Annotated in this window: 17 protein-coding genes; 13 read left to right on the forward strand and 4 right to left on the reverse strand. The window is 71.2% G+C overall.

The features are described 5' to 3' along the window. Positions 1-103 precede the first annotated feature (103 nt). Positions 104-1792 carry a protein kinase gene (locus ACGFY9_RS47550; protein WP_393765186.1) on the forward strand — a complete coding sequence of 563 codons (1689 nt, stop codon included), beginning with the start codon at positions 104-106 and terminating at the stop codon, positions 1790-1792. Between the two features lie 101 nt (positions 1793-1893). Continuing rightward, positions 1894-3189 carry a lanthionine synthetase LanC family protein gene (locus ACGFY9_RS47555; protein WP_393765188.1) on the forward strand — a complete coding sequence of 432 codons (1296 nt, stop codon included), beginning with the start codon at positions 1894-1896 and terminating at the stop codon, positions 3187-3189. Here the strand turns inward: ACGFY9_RS47555 and ACGFY9_RS47560 are convergent. The 4 genes from ACGFY9_RS47560 to paaI all read right to left on the reverse strand — a co-directional run bounded on the left by ACGFY9_RS47560 (position 3186) and on the right by paaI (position 6603). Beyond that, positions 3186-3974, reverse strand: coding sequence for an SAM-dependent methyltransferase (locus ACGFY9_RS47560; RefSeq protein WP_393765190.1), 789 nt, complete (start codon positions 3972-3974; stop codon positions 3186-3188). The two genes, ACGFY9_RS47555 and ACGFY9_RS47560, sit on opposite strands and share 4 nt — an antisense overlap. Before the next feature lie 133 nt (positions 3975-4107). Further along, positions 4108-4758 carry a TetR/AcrR family transcriptional regulator gene (locus ACGFY9_RS47565; protein WP_393765192.1) on the reverse strand — a complete coding sequence of 217 codons (651 nt, stop codon included), beginning with the start codon at positions 4756-4758 and terminating at the stop codon, positions 4108-4110. Between the two features lie 52 nt (positions 4759-4810). Next, the gene (gene paaK / locus ACGFY9_RS47570; RefSeq protein WP_393765194.1) at positions 4811-6175 is read right to left on the reverse strand and encodes a phenylacetate--CoA ligase PaaK; all 1365 of its coding nucleotides are present in this window, start codon (positions 6173-6175) and stop codon (positions 4811-4813) included. Then, positions 6172-6603, reverse strand: coding sequence for a hydroxyphenylacetyl-CoA thioesterase PaaI (gene paaI, locus ACGFY9_RS47575; protein WP_393765196.1), 432 nt, complete (start codon positions 6601-6603; stop codon positions 6172-6174). The genes paaK and paaI overlap by 4 nt, the downstream gene beginning before the upstream one ends. 94 nt (positions 6604-6697) lie before the next feature. On the opposite strand from paaI, the gene ACGFY9_RS47580 reads away from it, so the two are divergent. The 11 genes from ACGFY9_RS47580 to ACGFY9_RS47630 all read left to right on the forward strand — a co-directional run. Then, the gene (locus tag ACGFY9_RS47580) at positions 6698-6862 is read left to right on the forward strand and encodes a hypothetical protein (protein WP_393765197.1); all 165 of its coding nucleotides are present in this window, start codon (positions 6698-6700) and stop codon (positions 6860-6862) included. After that, positions 6855-8048 carry a thiolase family protein gene (locus tag ACGFY9_RS47585; RefSeq protein ID WP_393765199.1) on the forward strand — a complete coding sequence of 398 codons (1194 nt, stop codon included), beginning with the start codon at positions 6855-6857 and terminating at the stop codon, positions 8046-8048. Before ACGFY9_RS47580 ends, ACGFY9_RS47585 begins: the two co-directional genes overlap by 8 nt. Continuing rightward, positions 8045-8812, forward strand: coding sequence for an enoyl-CoA hydratase/isomerase family protein (locus ACGFY9_RS47590; RefSeq protein WP_393765201.1), 768 nt, complete (start codon positions 8045-8047; stop codon positions 8810-8812). Before ACGFY9_RS47585 ends, ACGFY9_RS47590 begins: the two co-directional genes overlap by 4 nt. Continuing rightward, complete coding sequence (locus ACGFY9_RS47595; protein WP_393765203.1) at positions 8809-9675, forward strand: 3-hydroxyacyl-CoA dehydrogenase family protein; 867 nt, start codon at positions 8809-8811, stop codon at positions 9673-9675. The genes ACGFY9_RS47590 and ACGFY9_RS47595 overlap by 4 nt, the downstream gene beginning before the upstream one ends. Then, positions 9672-10460 carry an enoyl-CoA hydratase/isomerase family protein gene (locus tag ACGFY9_RS47600; protein WP_393765204.1) on the forward strand — a complete coding sequence of 263 codons (789 nt, stop codon included), beginning with the start codon at positions 9672-9674 and terminating at the stop codon, positions 10458-10460. Before ACGFY9_RS47595 ends, ACGFY9_RS47600 begins: the two co-directional genes overlap by 4 nt. Before the next feature lie 91 nt (positions 10461-10551). After that, on the forward strand, positions 10552-11562 hold the full coding sequence (gene paaA, locus ACGFY9_RS47605; protein WP_393765206.1) for a 1,2-phenylacetyl-CoA epoxidase subunit PaaA: 1011 nt from the start codon (positions 10552-10554) through the stop codon (positions 11560-11562). Next, positions 11559-11843 carry a 1,2-phenylacetyl-CoA epoxidase subunit PaaB gene (gene paaB, locus ACGFY9_RS47610; RefSeq protein WP_019075091.1) on the forward strand — a complete coding sequence of 95 codons (285 nt, stop codon included), beginning with the start codon at positions 11559-11561 and terminating at the stop codon, positions 11841-11843. Before paaA ends, paaB begins: the two co-directional genes overlap by 4 nt. Before the next feature lie 9 nt (positions 11844-11852). Continuing rightward, positions 11853-12689, forward strand: coding sequence for a 1,2-phenylacetyl-CoA epoxidase subunit PaaC (gene paaC / locus ACGFY9_RS47615; protein WP_393765208.1), 837 nt, complete (start codon positions 11853-11855; stop codon positions 12687-12689). Continuing rightward, entirely contained in the window at positions 12683-13189 is a 507-nt protein-coding gene (gene paaD / locus ACGFY9_RS47620; RefSeq protein WP_393765210.1) for a 1,2-phenylacetyl-CoA epoxidase subunit PaaD, read from the forward strand. The genes paaC and paaD overlap by 7 nt, the downstream gene beginning before the upstream one ends. Positions 13190-13256: 67 nt before the next feature. Next, the gene (paaE, locus tag ACGFY9_RS47625) at positions 13257-14360 is read left to right on the forward strand and encodes a 1,2-phenylacetyl-CoA epoxidase subunit PaaE (RefSeq protein WP_393765212.1); all 1104 of its coding nucleotides are present in this window, start codon (positions 13257-13259) and stop codon (positions 14358-14360) included. 8 nt (positions 14361-14368) lie between these two features. Beyond that, the coding region (locus tag ACGFY9_RS47630; protein WP_393765214.1) for an enoyl-CoA hydratase/isomerase family protein at positions 14369-14689 on the forward strand (321 nt) is incomplete at its 3' end.

Here is a 14689-nt window from a genome sequence, read left to right on the forward strand (position 1 = left end):
TCGCATCCCCACACCCCCGCTGGGCAACGGGGTTGGAGCCCAGTCGAGTTGACCTCACGGTGGATCTGGTGACTCTCGGTTCCACCCAAGGAGGACATGTCCCGTGCTTTCGCTCGATGGCTCCGACCCATCGCACATAGGTCGTTACCGTCTGGTCGGCAGACTCGGCGAGGGCGGGATGGGGAGGGTGTACCTCGCGCGTTCGCCGGGCGGCCGTCCCACCGCCGTCAAGGTGATCAACGACCACCTGCGCCATGACGAACACGCCCTGAGCCGGTTCCGCCGCGAGGTGGAGACCCTGGGTACGGTCCGCAGCGCGTACACGGCGTCGCTCATCGACGCGGAGCTGGACACGCCGCCGTACTGGCTCGCCACCGAGTATGTGCCGGGGCCCACGCTGCACGCCGCGGTCGTGACGAACGGACCGCTCCCCGCCGACCTCGCCCGGGTCATGCTGGCCGCCCTCGCCGAGGGGCTGGACGCCATCCACGTCCGCGGTGTGTGGCATCGGGACCTCAAGCCGCACAACGTCATCCTCTCCGCGACCGGCCCTCAACTGATCGACTTCGGCATCGCCAGGACCACCGGCACGTCCAACCTGACGCAGGTCGGCGGAGCGATGGGCAGTCCGGGGTTCATCGCGCCGGAGACGATCACGGGCGGCGAGACCGGACCGGGCGCGGACGTGTTCGCCCTCGGGGCCACACTGGCGTTCGCCGTCACCGGCCGCCCGCCTTACGGGGACGGGCCGTTCGCGGCCGTGTCCTACCGTTCGGTGCACGGCGAGATCGACCTGCGGGGTGTCGATCCCGGCGTCGCCGAGCTGATCGCCGCCTGCGCGCAGAGCGACCCCGGCCTGCGCCCCACCCCGCATCAGATCGTCGAACTCTGCCGGGCCGAGGCCGATCTGGTCCACCATCCCGCCTATCAACGGGCGCTCGCCGTGGGCTCGTTGACGGACCGGGAACGTGCCGCGACCGTCGCCGACAGCGGGGGCGGTGTGCCGCCCGTAGCCCCGGATGCGGTGACGGCCGTAGCCCCGCAGTCGGCGGCCTTGGACGGCGGCTCGCGGGAAGCCCACGCAGCCACCCTTCTCGCGCCGAAGCCGGGCCTCGACACCCCCACGCAGCCTCACGCGGCAGACATGTATGCCCCCTATCCGGCGGGCACCGGTCCGACTCCGCCCCCGGACGGCGGAGGCACCGGAAGCGACCGCGGGCGGCGCGGGCTGTGGACCGTCATCGGCGCGGCCGCGCTGGTCGTCGTCGCCGGCTCAGGGCTGTTCCTGTTCAACACCCTCGACGACAAGGGCACGGACAAGAGCAAGGACTCGGCGTCCGCCCACGTCACACCGTCCGCCGGCGCCGGCCGCGCCGCCCAGGTGTCGGCCTCCCCGTCCGCAAGCGGAGCGACGGCGTCTCCGTCCCCTTCTCCCTCAGGCACAGGTGACGGAAACTTGGCCGACGCCGTGGTGGTGAAGTCCCCCTACACGTTCGACGCCGGGACATTCGTGCAGACCGTGCGCTCGAAACTGATCATGCAGACGGACGGCAACCTCGTCCTCTACGACGCGGCCGGAACGGCACATTGGGCCAGCCAGACCCAGGGCACGGGCAACACGGCCGTGTTCCAGGCGGACGGCAACCTCGTGGTCTACGACGCTCAGCACCAGGCGCTGTGGAGCAGCGGCACGCAAGGTGCCACCGGGGCCGTGCTCAAGGTGCTGGAGGACGGCAACATGGTCATAGCGACGGACACCGCGGTCGTCTGGCAGACCAACACCGCGAGTTGAGGGCTGGGGACGGCGCGGGGCCCATGAGGCGAACTCAGTTGACGGATCAGCTGAGTTGCCGGCCCCTGGGCGGGTCCGGAAGATCATGCGAGAGTGAGCGCATGACGGCACCAGAATCCACGGTCGTGGCGGTCGACGAGGTCGAGGAACTCGCGGTGGACGGGCTGCGCTGGCTGATCGGGGCGGCGCGAGAGACCTCCGGAGGAGGCCTCGCCTGGTCGAGAAAGCCCTCGGACGACGAGCCGAACCCGTCCCTCTACAGCGGTACGGCCGGGAACGTCCCCGTACTCCTGGAAGCGTGGCGGCACTTCGGCGACGACTCCTACGCCGACGCGGCCCTGAGGGCGGGCCTCAGTCTCGCCGATGCCGTCGACGGCATCGACGACGACTCCCTCTACTTCGGCCGCACCGGAGTGGCCCTCGTCCTGCGGACCCTGCACGAAGAACTCGGCGACGCGGCCTCCGGTGCCGCCGCCGACCGCGCGCTGCACTTCGTCCGGTCACGCTTCGACGGGACCCGCTGGGGCGAGCTGTTCGAGCTGATGGGCGGCAACGCGGGGATCGGCCTCGGCGCACTCCTGGCCGGCGACTCCGAACTGGCCGTCCTCGCCACGGAGCCGTACCTGCGGACGGCGGAGCACACTCCGGCGGGCGTCCACTGGCCCCACCGCCCGGGCATCGAAGCCCGTCTGCACCACATCTCCCACGGCACACTCGGCATCGTCCTGGGGCTCGCCCGGGTCGGCGAAGCCACAGGTCGCGAGGACCTGGTCGAACTCGCGCTGGCCGGTGCCGCGGACGTCGTGTCGCGCGACGAGGCGGGGCCCGAAGGCTTCCTGGTCCGGCACTCCACCCCGCCGTACCGCCCCGACGTGATCGAGCCCATCAGCTACGGCTGGTGCCACGGTCCGGCCGGTGACGCCCAGGTCTTCCGGCTCCTGCGGGACATCACGGCCGACCCCGCCTGGTCCGCCCTCGCCGACCGCTGCTGGCACACGGTCACCCACTCCGGCCTGCCCCAGCGGCTGCGCCCCCGCTTCTGGGACAACAACGGCCGCTGCTGCGGCACCGCGGGCGTCCTCGCCCTGGCCTGCGACCGGATCGCCGAACAGAAGGAACCGCAGGAGCAGCAGGACCCGTACGACTTCGCCCACGTCCTCGTCGCGGACCTGGCCGCCCGTGCGATCCGGGACAGCGACGGCGCCCGCTGGTCCAATGTGGAACACCGGGCCACCCCGAGCGACCTCGAACCGTTCACGGGCTGGGCGATGGGCAACGCGGGCATCGTCCGCGAGCTCCTGCGCTTCGTACGGCTCGGCCGAGGAGGCGATCCGCGCTACGCGTTCGCGTGGCCGGACCAGCCTCCGGTCGACGCCCAGGACACGGGCCGTCGCTAGCGGACCCGCGCCACCGCCGCGTAGATCCCGCTGCCCTCCGGAGCCTCCCCCGACGTCGGCGGATTCCACTCCGTCGCCGTCACCAGGCCGGGCGGCACCAGTTCGAGGTCGTCGAAGAAGCGGGCCACCTCCGGGCGGGTCCGGAAGCCGAGCTTGATGCCGCCCTTGGCGTACTCCGCGGTGACCTGGGCGGCGAGTTCGGGGTACAGGTCGGACGCGGCGTGGGACAGGACCAGGTAGCTGCCGGACGGCAGGGTCGCGACGAGGTTGCGGACGATGCCGTGGGCGTCCTGCTCGTCCGGGATGAAGTGCATCAGCGCGATCAGCGAGAGGGCGATCGGGCGGGTGAAGTCCAGGACGTGGCGGGCGTGTTCGACGATGAGCTCCGGCTCGCGCACGTCGGCCTGGATGTAGTCCGTGACCCCGTCGGGGTGACTGATCAGCAGCGCCTCGGCGTGACGCAGGACGATCGGGTCGTAGTCGGTGTAGACGACCTTCGCCGTCGGCACGGTCCGCTGGACGATCTGGTGCAGGTTGGGCGCGGTCGGGATGCCCGTGCCGATGTCCAGGAACTGGTCGATGCCCTGCCCGGCGAGCCAGGTCGCCGCGCGGTGCATGAACTCGCGGTTCTGGCGTGCCGCGTCCTTCGCCTCGGGCGGCAGCTTCTCTCCCACGGCCTCGTCGACCGGGTAGTTGTCCTTGCCGCCCAGCAGCCAGTCGTAGACCCGCGCTGGGTGTGCCTTGCCGGTGTCGATCTGCGGTGACGGCTTGGGGTCGGTCGTCATGGCAACTCCATCGCGGCAGGTGAGAAGGGTGGGCGAGAAGGGCGGGCGAGAAGGGCGGGGCAAGCTTCCGATCATCGTACTCGCGGTGGTTCATGTGGCTTGTGGGGGAGGGGAGTTGGGGCCTTCGGTCCCGTCAACTCGCAGTACGTCCGTGCAGGCCGTCGAAGAGGATGGTCGTCAGGGCGTCGGCCAGCGTCTCCACGGTCAGGTCGCGGTCCGGGCGGTACCACTCCACGAGGGAGTTGACGGTGCCGAACAGCAGGCGGCCGGCGAGGTGCGGGTCGATGTCCGCCCGTATGCCGCCCTCGGCCGCCGCCCGGGTCATCAACTCGGCCACCCGGTGGTCGAACTCACGGCGCCGGGCCAATGCCCTCTGTTCCACCTCGCTGTTGCCGTGCAGACGCAACAGCAAGGTGACGTACGGCAGTTCGGCGGCCAGCACCTCGACGCTGCGGTGGATGATGCGCTTCATCCGGGCAGTGGCGGTCGCGGTCGTGTCCGGGGCTCCGCTGTCCCCGTCCTGGTCCCCGGCCTCCTCGTCCAGCACGGCGAACAGCGCGTCCAGCGCGCGGTTGACCGCGAGTTCGAGGAGCTCCTCCTTGCCGGACACATGGTGGTAGATGCTCGACTTGCTGAGGCCCAGGCGCCTGGCCAGTTCCTCCATGCCGGTGCCGTCGTAGCCGCGTTCGTTGAAGACCACGACGGCGACCTCCAGCAGGGAGTCGCGGTCGTAGGCGGGACGGCCGCGGCGGCCGGCCGGGCTCTGCACAGGTGTCCTGGTCACTGGCCCATTGTGACAAGGCCGGCGACCGGGCCGCGCGGAACGGCCTCGGATGTCACTGCTCCCGCAGATCCTTCACCCGGCGGATCTTGCCCACCGAGCGCTCCAGGGTCTCCGGATCGACGATCTCCACCGCCACGGTCACGCCCACGCCGTCCTTGACGCCCTTGCCGATCACCGCCGCGGCGGCGTCCCGCTGCTCGGGAGTGGCACCGGGGCGGGCCTCGGCGCGGACCGTCATGTGGTCCATGCGGCCGCGGCGGCTGAGCTGGATCGTGAAGTGCGGGGCGACGGCGGGGATGCGCAGCAGGATCTCCTCGATCTGGCTGGGGAAGACGTTCACCCCGCGCAGGATGATCATGTCGTCGCAACGGCCGGTGATCTTCTCGATGCGCCGGAAGGCCGGGCGGGCCGTGCCGGGGAGGAGCCGGGTCAGGTCGCGGGTGCGGTAGCGGATGATCGGCAGGGCCTCCTTGGTGAGGGAGGTGAAGACCAGCTCGCCGCTGTCGCCGTCGGACAGCACCTCGTCGGAGATCGGGTCGACGATCTCCGGGTAGAAGTGGTCCTCCCACACGTGCAGGCCGTCCTTGGTCTCCACGCACTCCTGCGCGACACCCGGGCCGATGACCTCCGACAGGCCGTAGATGTCCACGGCGTGGATGTCCATGCGCTCCTCGATCTCGCGGCGCATCTCCTCCGTCCACGGCTCGGCGCCGAAGATGCCCACCTTGAGGGAGCTGGTGCGCGGGTCGACGCCCTGGCGCTCGAACTCGTCGAGGAGGGTGAGCATGTACGACGGGGTGACCATGATGATCTCGGGCTTGAAGTCCTGGATGATCTGCACCTGGCGGGCGGTCATGCCGCCGGACGCGGGGATCACGGTGCAGCCCGCGCGCTCGGCGCCGTAGTGCGCGCCCAGACCACCGGTGAACAACCCATAGCCGTACGACACATGGATCTTGTGGCCGGGGCGGCCGCCGGCCGCGCGGATCGAGCGGGCCACCACGTCTGCCCACATGGAGAGGTCGTTCTCCGTGTAGCCGACGACCGTGGGGCGGCCGGTGGTGCCGCTGGAGGCGTGGACGCGGCGGACCTGGTCCATGGGGACGGCGAACATGCCGAAGGGGTACGTGTCCCGCAGGTCGGCCTTGGTGGTGAAGGGGAACCGGGCCAGATCGTCGAGGGTGCGGCAGTCGTCGGGTTTGACGCCGGCCTCGTCGAACTTCCTGCGGTACAGCTCCACGTTGTCGTAGGCGTGCCTCAACGTGGCCTGGAGCAGGCCGAGTTGGTGCTCGCGCAGCTCCTCGCGGCTCAGACGTTCGGCGGCGTCCAGCAACCCGTCGGGGAGCGGTTCCCCGAGTCGCGGACTCACGGGCGGCGAAGCCGGTGGGGCCGCCGGGGCTGTCAGGTCGCTGCTCATGGAGACTCCTTCGTCTTCGCGCTGTTGATCATGCGGCTGCGGCCGCGGAACTCCGCGATCACCTGGTCGCCGCGCAGCACGCTCACGTCGTAGATGCCGCTGCGGCCGAACCGGGTGCGCTCCGTCGCCGTCGCCACCAGGACGTCGCCCTCGTACGCCGGGGCGACGAAGTCGATGTCGGCCGCGGCGGCCACGGTCACCGGGCCGTGGCTGTTGCAGGCACAGGCGAAGGCGGAGTCCGCGAACAGGAACAGATAGCCGCCGTGAGCGGTCTTGTGTCCGTTGACCATGGCCGGGGTCACGGTCATGCGGAGCACGGCGGTCCCTTCGCCGTGCTCGACGAGCTCTATCCCGAGAGCCCGGGACGCCTCGTCCGCGGCGAACATCCTCGCCGTCGGACCGGAGGCCGTGTCAGCGGCCTGCGTCATTTTCCACCACCTTGTGGACCGACCGAACATTCGGTTAGCGTGCGTCACGGCCAAGTAATCCAGCAACACCACTGCCTGTCAAGAGGTGGAACGCATGCCCCAGACCAGCTCCGAGCTGCCCGACTTCTTCGCCCGCCATCGCGCTCTGCTGGAACAGGCGGTCGCCGCGACCGCGAGTCGTGACCCCGGGACGCAGGGCCGCTTCGCGACCCTGCAGTCACGCCGGTCCGCCCCCGTCGAGGAGACCCCCGATGCCTGAGCTGTCCTCCGACGAGGTCTATCTGATCGACGGGGCCCGCACCCCGCAGGGCCGCTACGGCGGCGCCCTCGCTTCCGTACGGCCCGACGACCTCGCGGCGCTGGTCGTCGGCGAGGCGGTGCGCCGCGCCGGAATCCCGGCCGAGGAGGTGGACGAGGTGATCCTCGGCGCCGCCAACCAGGCCGGCGAGGACAACCGCGACGTGGCCCGCATGGCCGTCCTGCTGGCCGGGCTGCCGCACACCGTGCCGGGCTACACCGTCAACCGGCTGTGCGCCTCAGGACTGACCGCCGTCGCCTCGGCCGCCCAGGCCATTCGCTCCGGGGAGGCGGACCTCGTCGTCGCGGGCGGGGTGGAGTCCATGACCCGCGCGCCCTGGGTGATGGCCAAGCCAGGCACCCCGTGGGCCAAGCCGGGAGAGGTGCACGACACCTCGCTCGGCTGGCGCTTCACCAATCCGCGCTTCGCCGCCCAGCAGACCCTCTCGATGGGGGAGACGGCCGAGGAGGTCGCCGCGCTCGACGGCATCACCCGCGCCGAATCCGACGCGTTCGCGCTGCGCAGCCATCAACGGGCCGTCGCCGCCCAGGAGTTGGGCCACTTCGACCGGGAGATCGTGCCGGTCGCGGTCAAGGACGGCGAGGTGACCCGCGACGAGGGCCCGCGCCCCGGCACCACGCTGGAGAAGCTCGGCTCCCTGCGCACCATCTTCCGCGACGGCGGCATCGTGACCGCCGGCTCCTCCTCGCCGCTGTCCGACGGCGCCGCCGCCCTGGTGGTCGCGAGCGGCGCGGCCGTCCGACGCCACGGACTCACCCCGAGGGCGCGGATCGTCACGTCGGCCTCGGCCGGGGTGCAGCCGCACATCATGGGGCTCGGCCCGGTCCCCGCGACCGAGAAGGCCCTCGCCCGCGCGGGTTGGCAGACCGGTGACCTGGACGCCGTAGAACTGAACGAGGCCTTCGCCGCCCAGGCCCTCGCGGTCACGCGCCGCCTCAAGCTGGACGAGGAGAAGGTCAACGCCGACGGCGGAGCGATCGCCCTCGGCCATCCTCTCGGGTGCTCCGGCGCCCGCATCCTCCTCACGCTGCTGGGCAGGCTGGAGCGCGAGAACGGCAGCCGGGGTCTGGCTACGCTGTGCGTCGGGGTCGGGCAGGGCGTGGCGATGCTCGTGGAGCGGGTATGAGCGCCGGCACCTACGAGACCCTCCTCGTCGAGGAGCGCGAGGACCGGGTCATCGTCACCCTGCACCGCCCCGAGGCCCGCAACGCCATCAGCGGCCTGATGATCCGCGAACTGCACGCCGTCTGCGACCAGTTGGAGCAGCGCCCCAAGCTGCTCCTGCTCACCGGACACGGCGGGGTCTTCGCGGGCGGCGCCGACATCGCGGAGCTGCTGGCACGCGGCCGGGACGAGGCTCTCCAGGGCATCAACAGCCGCCTCTTCGAGCGCGTACGCCGGCTGCCGATGCCGACCCTCGCCGCGGTGGACGGCTGGGCGCTGGGCGGCGGAGCCGAGCTGTCGTACGCCTGCGACCTCCGTATCGCCGGACCGGACGCCGTCTTCGGCAACCCGGAACCCGGGCTCGGCATCCTCGCCGCGGCCGGTGCCTGCTGGCGGCTGCCCGAGCTGGTCGGCGAGTCCATCGCGAAGCAGGTGCTGCTCGCCGGACGGAACCTCGACGCGCCCGCTGCCCTGGCAGCCGGGCTGGTCATCGACGTCGTACCGGCGGAGAAGCTGCTGGACGAGGCGCACGCGCTGCTCGACCGCATGGCCCGTTCGTCGGCTACGGCGCTCCGGCTCACCAAGCTCGTCGTCGACTCACCTGGCGCTCACCCGATCGCCGACGACCTCGCGCAGGCCGTGCTCTTCGAGGGGCAGGACAAGAGGGACCGTATGACGCGCTTCTTGAACAAGAGGGGCTTGGAGAAGAGGAGCAGCCGAACATGAGCCCAACACCCCACTCCGCCCCCGCAGTTGTCGGTGTGATCGGCGGTGGCCGGATGGGCGCCGGTATCGCGCAGTCCTTCGCGGCCGCCGGTTCGTCCGTGACCGTCGTGGAGAGCGGCGAGGCAGCCACTGCGGCCGCGCTGGATCGCGTCGCCACCGGGCTCAAGCGGGCCGCCGAGCGCGGCCTGCTCAGCGAACCCGCCGAGCAGGTCCTCGCCCGCGTCACCATGGCCGACTCGGTCGACGGACTCCCCGCTGACGCGGACCTCGTCGTCGAGGCCGTCCCCGAGGACGCCGGGCTCAAAGCCCGCGTGCTCGCGGCTGCCGAGCAGGCGGTGGGCGCGACGACCGTGCTGGCCACCAATACCAGCTCCCTCTCGGTCACCGAACTCGCCGCCGTGCTCACCCGGCCCGGCCGTTTCCTCGGCATGCACTTCTTCAACCCGGTGCCCGCCTCCGCGCTGGTCGAGATCGTCGTAGCCCCGCACACCGAGCCCGCCGCCGTCAGCGCCGCCCTCGACTGGACGCACGCCCTCGGCAAGAAGGACGTCACCGTCAAGGACTCGCCCGGCTTCGCCAGCAGCCGCCTCGGACTGGCGCTCGGCCTGGAGGCGATCCGCATGGTCGAGGAGGGCGTCGCCGCGCCGGAGGCGATCGACGACGCGATGAGCCTCGGCTACAAGCACCCCATGGGCCCGCTGCGCCTCACCGACCTGGTCGGCCTCGACGTACGCCTGGCCATCGCCGAGTACCTGCACTCCACCCTCGGCGAGCGCTTCGCCCCGCCACAGCTGTTGCGCAACAAGGTCGCACGCGGTGAGCTGGGCCGAAAGACGGGACAGGGGTTCTACGAGTGGAAGTGAGCGCATCCCCGGACGGCGTCTGCTACCGCCTGGACGCCGGTGTCGCCACCATCGAGTTGCGCAGGCCCGCGCTCGATGTCGCCCTGCGGAGTGGGCTGTTGGCCGCCGTACGCCAGGTGGGCGATGACGGGGACGCGGTCCGTGCCGTCCTGCTCACCGCGCAGGGCAGGCACTTCTGCGTGGGACAGGACCTCAAGGAGCACGCCCGCGCGCTGGAGAACGGGCCTGCGGTTGCCTTCGCCTGTGTACGGGACGAGTACAACCCCCTCGTGGAGGCGCTGCACGCGCTGACCCAGCCGGTGGTCGTCGCCGTCGAGGGCGCGTGTGTCGGGGCCGGGCTCGGGCTGGCGCTCTGCGCGGATGTGCGGGTCGCGGCCGAGGGGGCACGGTTCGCGACCGCGTTCGCCGGGATCGGGCTGGTCGCCGACAGCGGACTGAGCGGTGCGCTGGCGCAGGCGGTCGGTCCGTCGCGGGCCGCGGCGCTGATGCTGCTCGGGGATCGGTTCGGTGCGGAGGAGGCGGAGCGGTGGGGCATGGTGCACCGGGTCGTACCGGACGGCGCTGCTATGGCGGAGGGGCTGGCCCTTGCGAAGCGCCTGGCCGCCGGGCCCACCGCCGCCTACGCGGAAGTCAAGGCGCTGCTGCGGGACGCGCCCGGTGCGAGCCTCGCCGCCGTGCTGGAGCGGGAGGCGGCGGCGCAGGAACGGCTGGGTGCTACGCGGGACCACCGGGCGGCCGTAGAGGCGTTTCTGGCGCGGGCCGAGCTGTCGTTCGAGGGCCGGTGACCAGCCATTCACCCGGCAGGTCTTGCCTCGCCGGGGGAAACCCATCAGACTAGGTACCGAACGAATGGTCGGTAGGGAAGTTGGTGTGTCGATGACCAGCACAGGCACGGAGGCGTCAGCCGCCGGCTGGGACGAAGCGCGGCTGTCGGAGCAGTTCGACGCCACGATCGCGAAGGACCAGCGGATCGAGCCCCGCGACTGGATGCCCGACGGCTATCGCAAGACCCTGATCCGGCAGATCGCGCAGCACGCGCACTCGGAGATCATCGGGATGCAGCCGGAGGGCGACTGGATCACCCGCGCGCCCTCCCTGCGCCGCAAGGCGATCCTCTTCGCGAAGGTGCAGGACGAGGCCGGACACGGACTGTATCTCTATTCGGCCGCCGAGACCCTGGGCGCGGACCGCGCGGAGCTGACCGGCGCGCTGATCGAGGGCCGGCAGAAGTACTCGTCGATCTTCAACTACCCGACGCCGACCTTCGCCGACGTCGGCGTGATCGGCTGGTTCGTGGACGGCGCGGCGATCTGCAACCAGGTGCCGCTGTGCCGCTGTTCGTACGGGCCGTACGCGCGGGCCATGGTGCGGGTGTGCAAGGAGGAGTCCTTCCACCAGCGCCAGGGTTACGAGTTGCTGCTCACGATGATGCGTGGCACGGACGGCCAGCGGGCGATGGTCCAGGACGCCGTGGACCGTTGGTGGTGGCCGTCGCTCATGATGTTCGGCCCGCCCGACGACGACTCGCCCAACTCGGCGCGCTCCATGGCCTGGAAGATCAAGCGGCACAGCAACGACGAACTGCGTCAGCGCTTCGTCGACATGACGGTGCCGCAGGCGGAGAAGCTCGGAGTCACCCTGCCCGACCCGGAGTTGAGCTGGAACGAGGAGCGCGGGCACCACGATTTCGGTACCCCGGACTGGTCCGAGTTGCAGCGCGTGATCAGCGGCGACGGACCGTGCAACACCGAGCGGGTCTCCCGCCGTCGGGCCGCCCACGAGGAGGGCGCCTGGGTGCGGGAGGCGGCCACCGCCCACGCGGCCAAGCAGGCCGCCCGTACACAGAAGACCGCCCGTACGCAGAAAACCGAAGGAGCGGCGGCATGACGCAGGACTGGCCCCTGTACGAGGTGTTCGTCCGCGGGAAGCGCGGCCTGAACCACGTCCACGTCGGCTCGCTGCACGCCGCCGACGACGCCATGGCGCTCACCCACGCCCGCGACCTCTACACGCGGCGCAACGAGGGAGTGTCCATCTGGGTCGTGCGCTCGGAGCACATCGCCGCCTCGACCCGCGACGAGAAGGACCCGTTCTTCGCGCCGAGCGCCGACAAGGTCTACCGCCACCCCACGTTCTACGACATCCCCGACGACGTCCCCCACATCTAGGAGCAGGGAATGAGTGACGACCACGTCTACCTGTCCCTGGCCGAGGGACACGACGACAGCGACGCCCGCTGGGCCTTCGGCACCGGCTTCGAGGACCCGCTGCACGGTGTCGACCAGACCGTGCCGGAGGGGACGGACTCCGCTCAACTGGCCGCGTTCTGCCTGGCACTTGGCGACGACGCCCTCGTGAGCGCGCAGCGGCTGGCCCAATGGTGCACAGCTGCCCCCGAGTTGGAGGAGGAGGTAGCCCTGGCCAACATCGGGCTCGACCTCCTCGGCCAGACCCGCCTCCTCTACGCGCGCGCCGGCCAGGTGGACGGCACGGGACGCGATGAGGACGCCTACGCCTACTTCCGCGACGCCGACGCCTTCCGCAACGTACGGCTGGCCGAACTCCCCAACGGAGACTTCGCGTTCTCCATCACCCGGCTGCTGGTGCTGTCCTCCTGGCGGCTCGCCCTCTTCGAGCGGCTCGCCGGCACGACCTCGGACCCGGTGCTCGCCGCCATCGCCGCCAAGGGCGTCAAGGAGCTGGCGTACCACCGCCAGTACGCGGCCGAGTGGGCCGTCCGGCTGGGCGACGGCACGGAGGAATCGCAGCGCCGGATGCGGGACGCGCTGACCGCGATCGCCCCGTACGTGAAGGAACTCTTCGCGGGCGACGGCGAGTTGAGGACCGAGGTCCTGGCCGTACTCCGCCAGGTCACCGACGCGGCCGGGCTCGTGCTCCCCGAGGCGACACAGGTCCCCGGACACGGCCGCGACGGCGACCACACCGAACACCTCGCCCCGCTGCTGGCCGAACTCCAGAGCGTGGCCCGCGCCCACCCGGAGGCGACATGGTGACCACCCTGATCGACTCGCGGCGCGCCTGGAACATCGCCGCACAGGTTCCGGATCCCGAGATGCCCATGCTCACCCTCGCCGACCTCGGGGTGTTGCGCGGGGTCGAGATCGACGCGGACGGCAGCGTCGTCGCGAGCCTGACGCCCACCTACTCCGGCTGCCCCGCCATGGCCGAGATGCGCGCCAAGGTGGCCGCGCGGCTGCGGGACGCCGGGTTCGCACGCGTGGAGATCCGTACGGTCCTCGACCCGCCGTGGACCACCGACTGGATCACCCCCGAGGGCCGCCGCAGCCTCGCCGAGCACGGCATCGCCCCGCCCGGTGCCGCCCCCCGCGGTCCGGTCAAGCTCACGCTGTCGCCGACCCGCCGCACGGTGCCCTGCCCCCGCTGCGGAGCGGACGACACCGAGGAGACCTCGCACTTCGCCGCGACCTCCTGCAAAGCCCTGTGGCGATGCCGCGCCTGCCGCGAGCCGTTCGAGTACGTCAAGGAGATCTGATGGCGAGCCCCCAACGCCTGCTCACGGCGAGTCCTCAACTCCCGCTCGTGGAAAGGACGGTGGACCAGTGACCGCCCCGGCCCCCGCCACCCCCGCCCGCCCGGCGCGCCGGCGCCCGGCCTTTCACGCGCTGCGGGTCGCCGCCGTCGAGTCGCTGTGCGAGGACGCCGCCGCCATCAGCTTCGACATCCCCGAGCAACTCGCCGAGGAGTTCGCCTACCGGCCTGGCCAGTCGCTCACCCTCCGCCGCGAGGTCGAGGGCCGCGACGAGCGCCGCTCGTACTCGATCTGCTCCCCGGCGGGAGCGCGCCCGCGCATCGGCGTACGGGTCGTCCCCGGCGGCCTGTTCTCCTCCTGGCTGGTCGACGACGTACGCCCCGGTGACACCGTCGAGGTGATGGCCCCCACCGGCGCCTTCACCCCCGACCTGACCAGCCCCGGCCACCACGTCCTGATCGCCGCCGGCTCCGGAATCACCCCGATGCTCTCCATCGCGGAATCCGTCCTCGCCGCCGACACCCGCTCCCGTGTCACGCTCTTCTACGGCAACCGGCGCAGCGACACCGTGATGTTCGCCGACGACCTGGCCGACCTGAAGGACCTGTACCCCGGCCGTTTCCAGCTCGCGCACATCCTGTCCCGCGAACCGCGCGAGGCGGAGATCCTCTCCGGCCGCCTCGACGCCGACCGGCTCAGCGCGCTCGTCGACGCCCTCGTCGACGTGGACACCGCCGACCACTGGTGGCTGTGCGGCCCGCACGGCATGGTCCGCGACGCTCAACAGGTCCTCACCGGCCTCGGCGTCCCCGTCGAACGCGTCCACCAGGAACTGTTCTACGCCGACGACGAGCCCGTCCGGACCAACGAACACATCGACAAGGCCTACGACGGCCCCGTCAGCCAGGTGAGCATCACGCTCGACGGCCGCACCACCAACTCGCCCCTGCACAAGGACATTTCGATCCTCGACGGCGCCCAGAAGACCCGCCCCGACCTGCCCTTCGCCTGCAAGGGAGGCGTCTGCGGCACCTGCCGCGCGCTGGTCACCGACGGCACTGCGGACATGCGGCGCAACTACGCCCTCGAACCCGCCGAGGTCGACGCCGGCTACGTCCTCACCTGCCAGACCTTCCCTGTGTCCGACGCTCTCGCCGTCGACTACGACAGCTGAGGCCGGCGATGACACTTCACTTCGAGGTCGCCGAGGGCGTCGGAACGATCCGCCTCGACCGGCCACCGATGAACGCCCTGGACACGGAGACACAGGACGGCCTCCGCGCACTCGCCGAGGAGGCGAGCCGTCGCGAGGATGTCCGTGCGGTGGTCGTCTATGGCGGGGAGAAGGTGTTCGCTGCGGGTGCGGACATCAAGGAGATGCAGCGGATGGACCATGCGGGGATGGTCATACGGTCGCGGGCGTTGCAGGAGTCGTTCACGGCGGTGGCCCGTATCCCGAAGCCGGTGGTCGCTGCCATTACGGGTTATGCGTTGGGCGGGGGT

It is taken from the genome of Streptomyces sp. NPDC048504, from assembly GCF_043200035.1.
GTDB lineage: Bacteria > Actinomycetota > Actinomycetes > Streptomycetales > Streptomycetaceae > Streptomyces.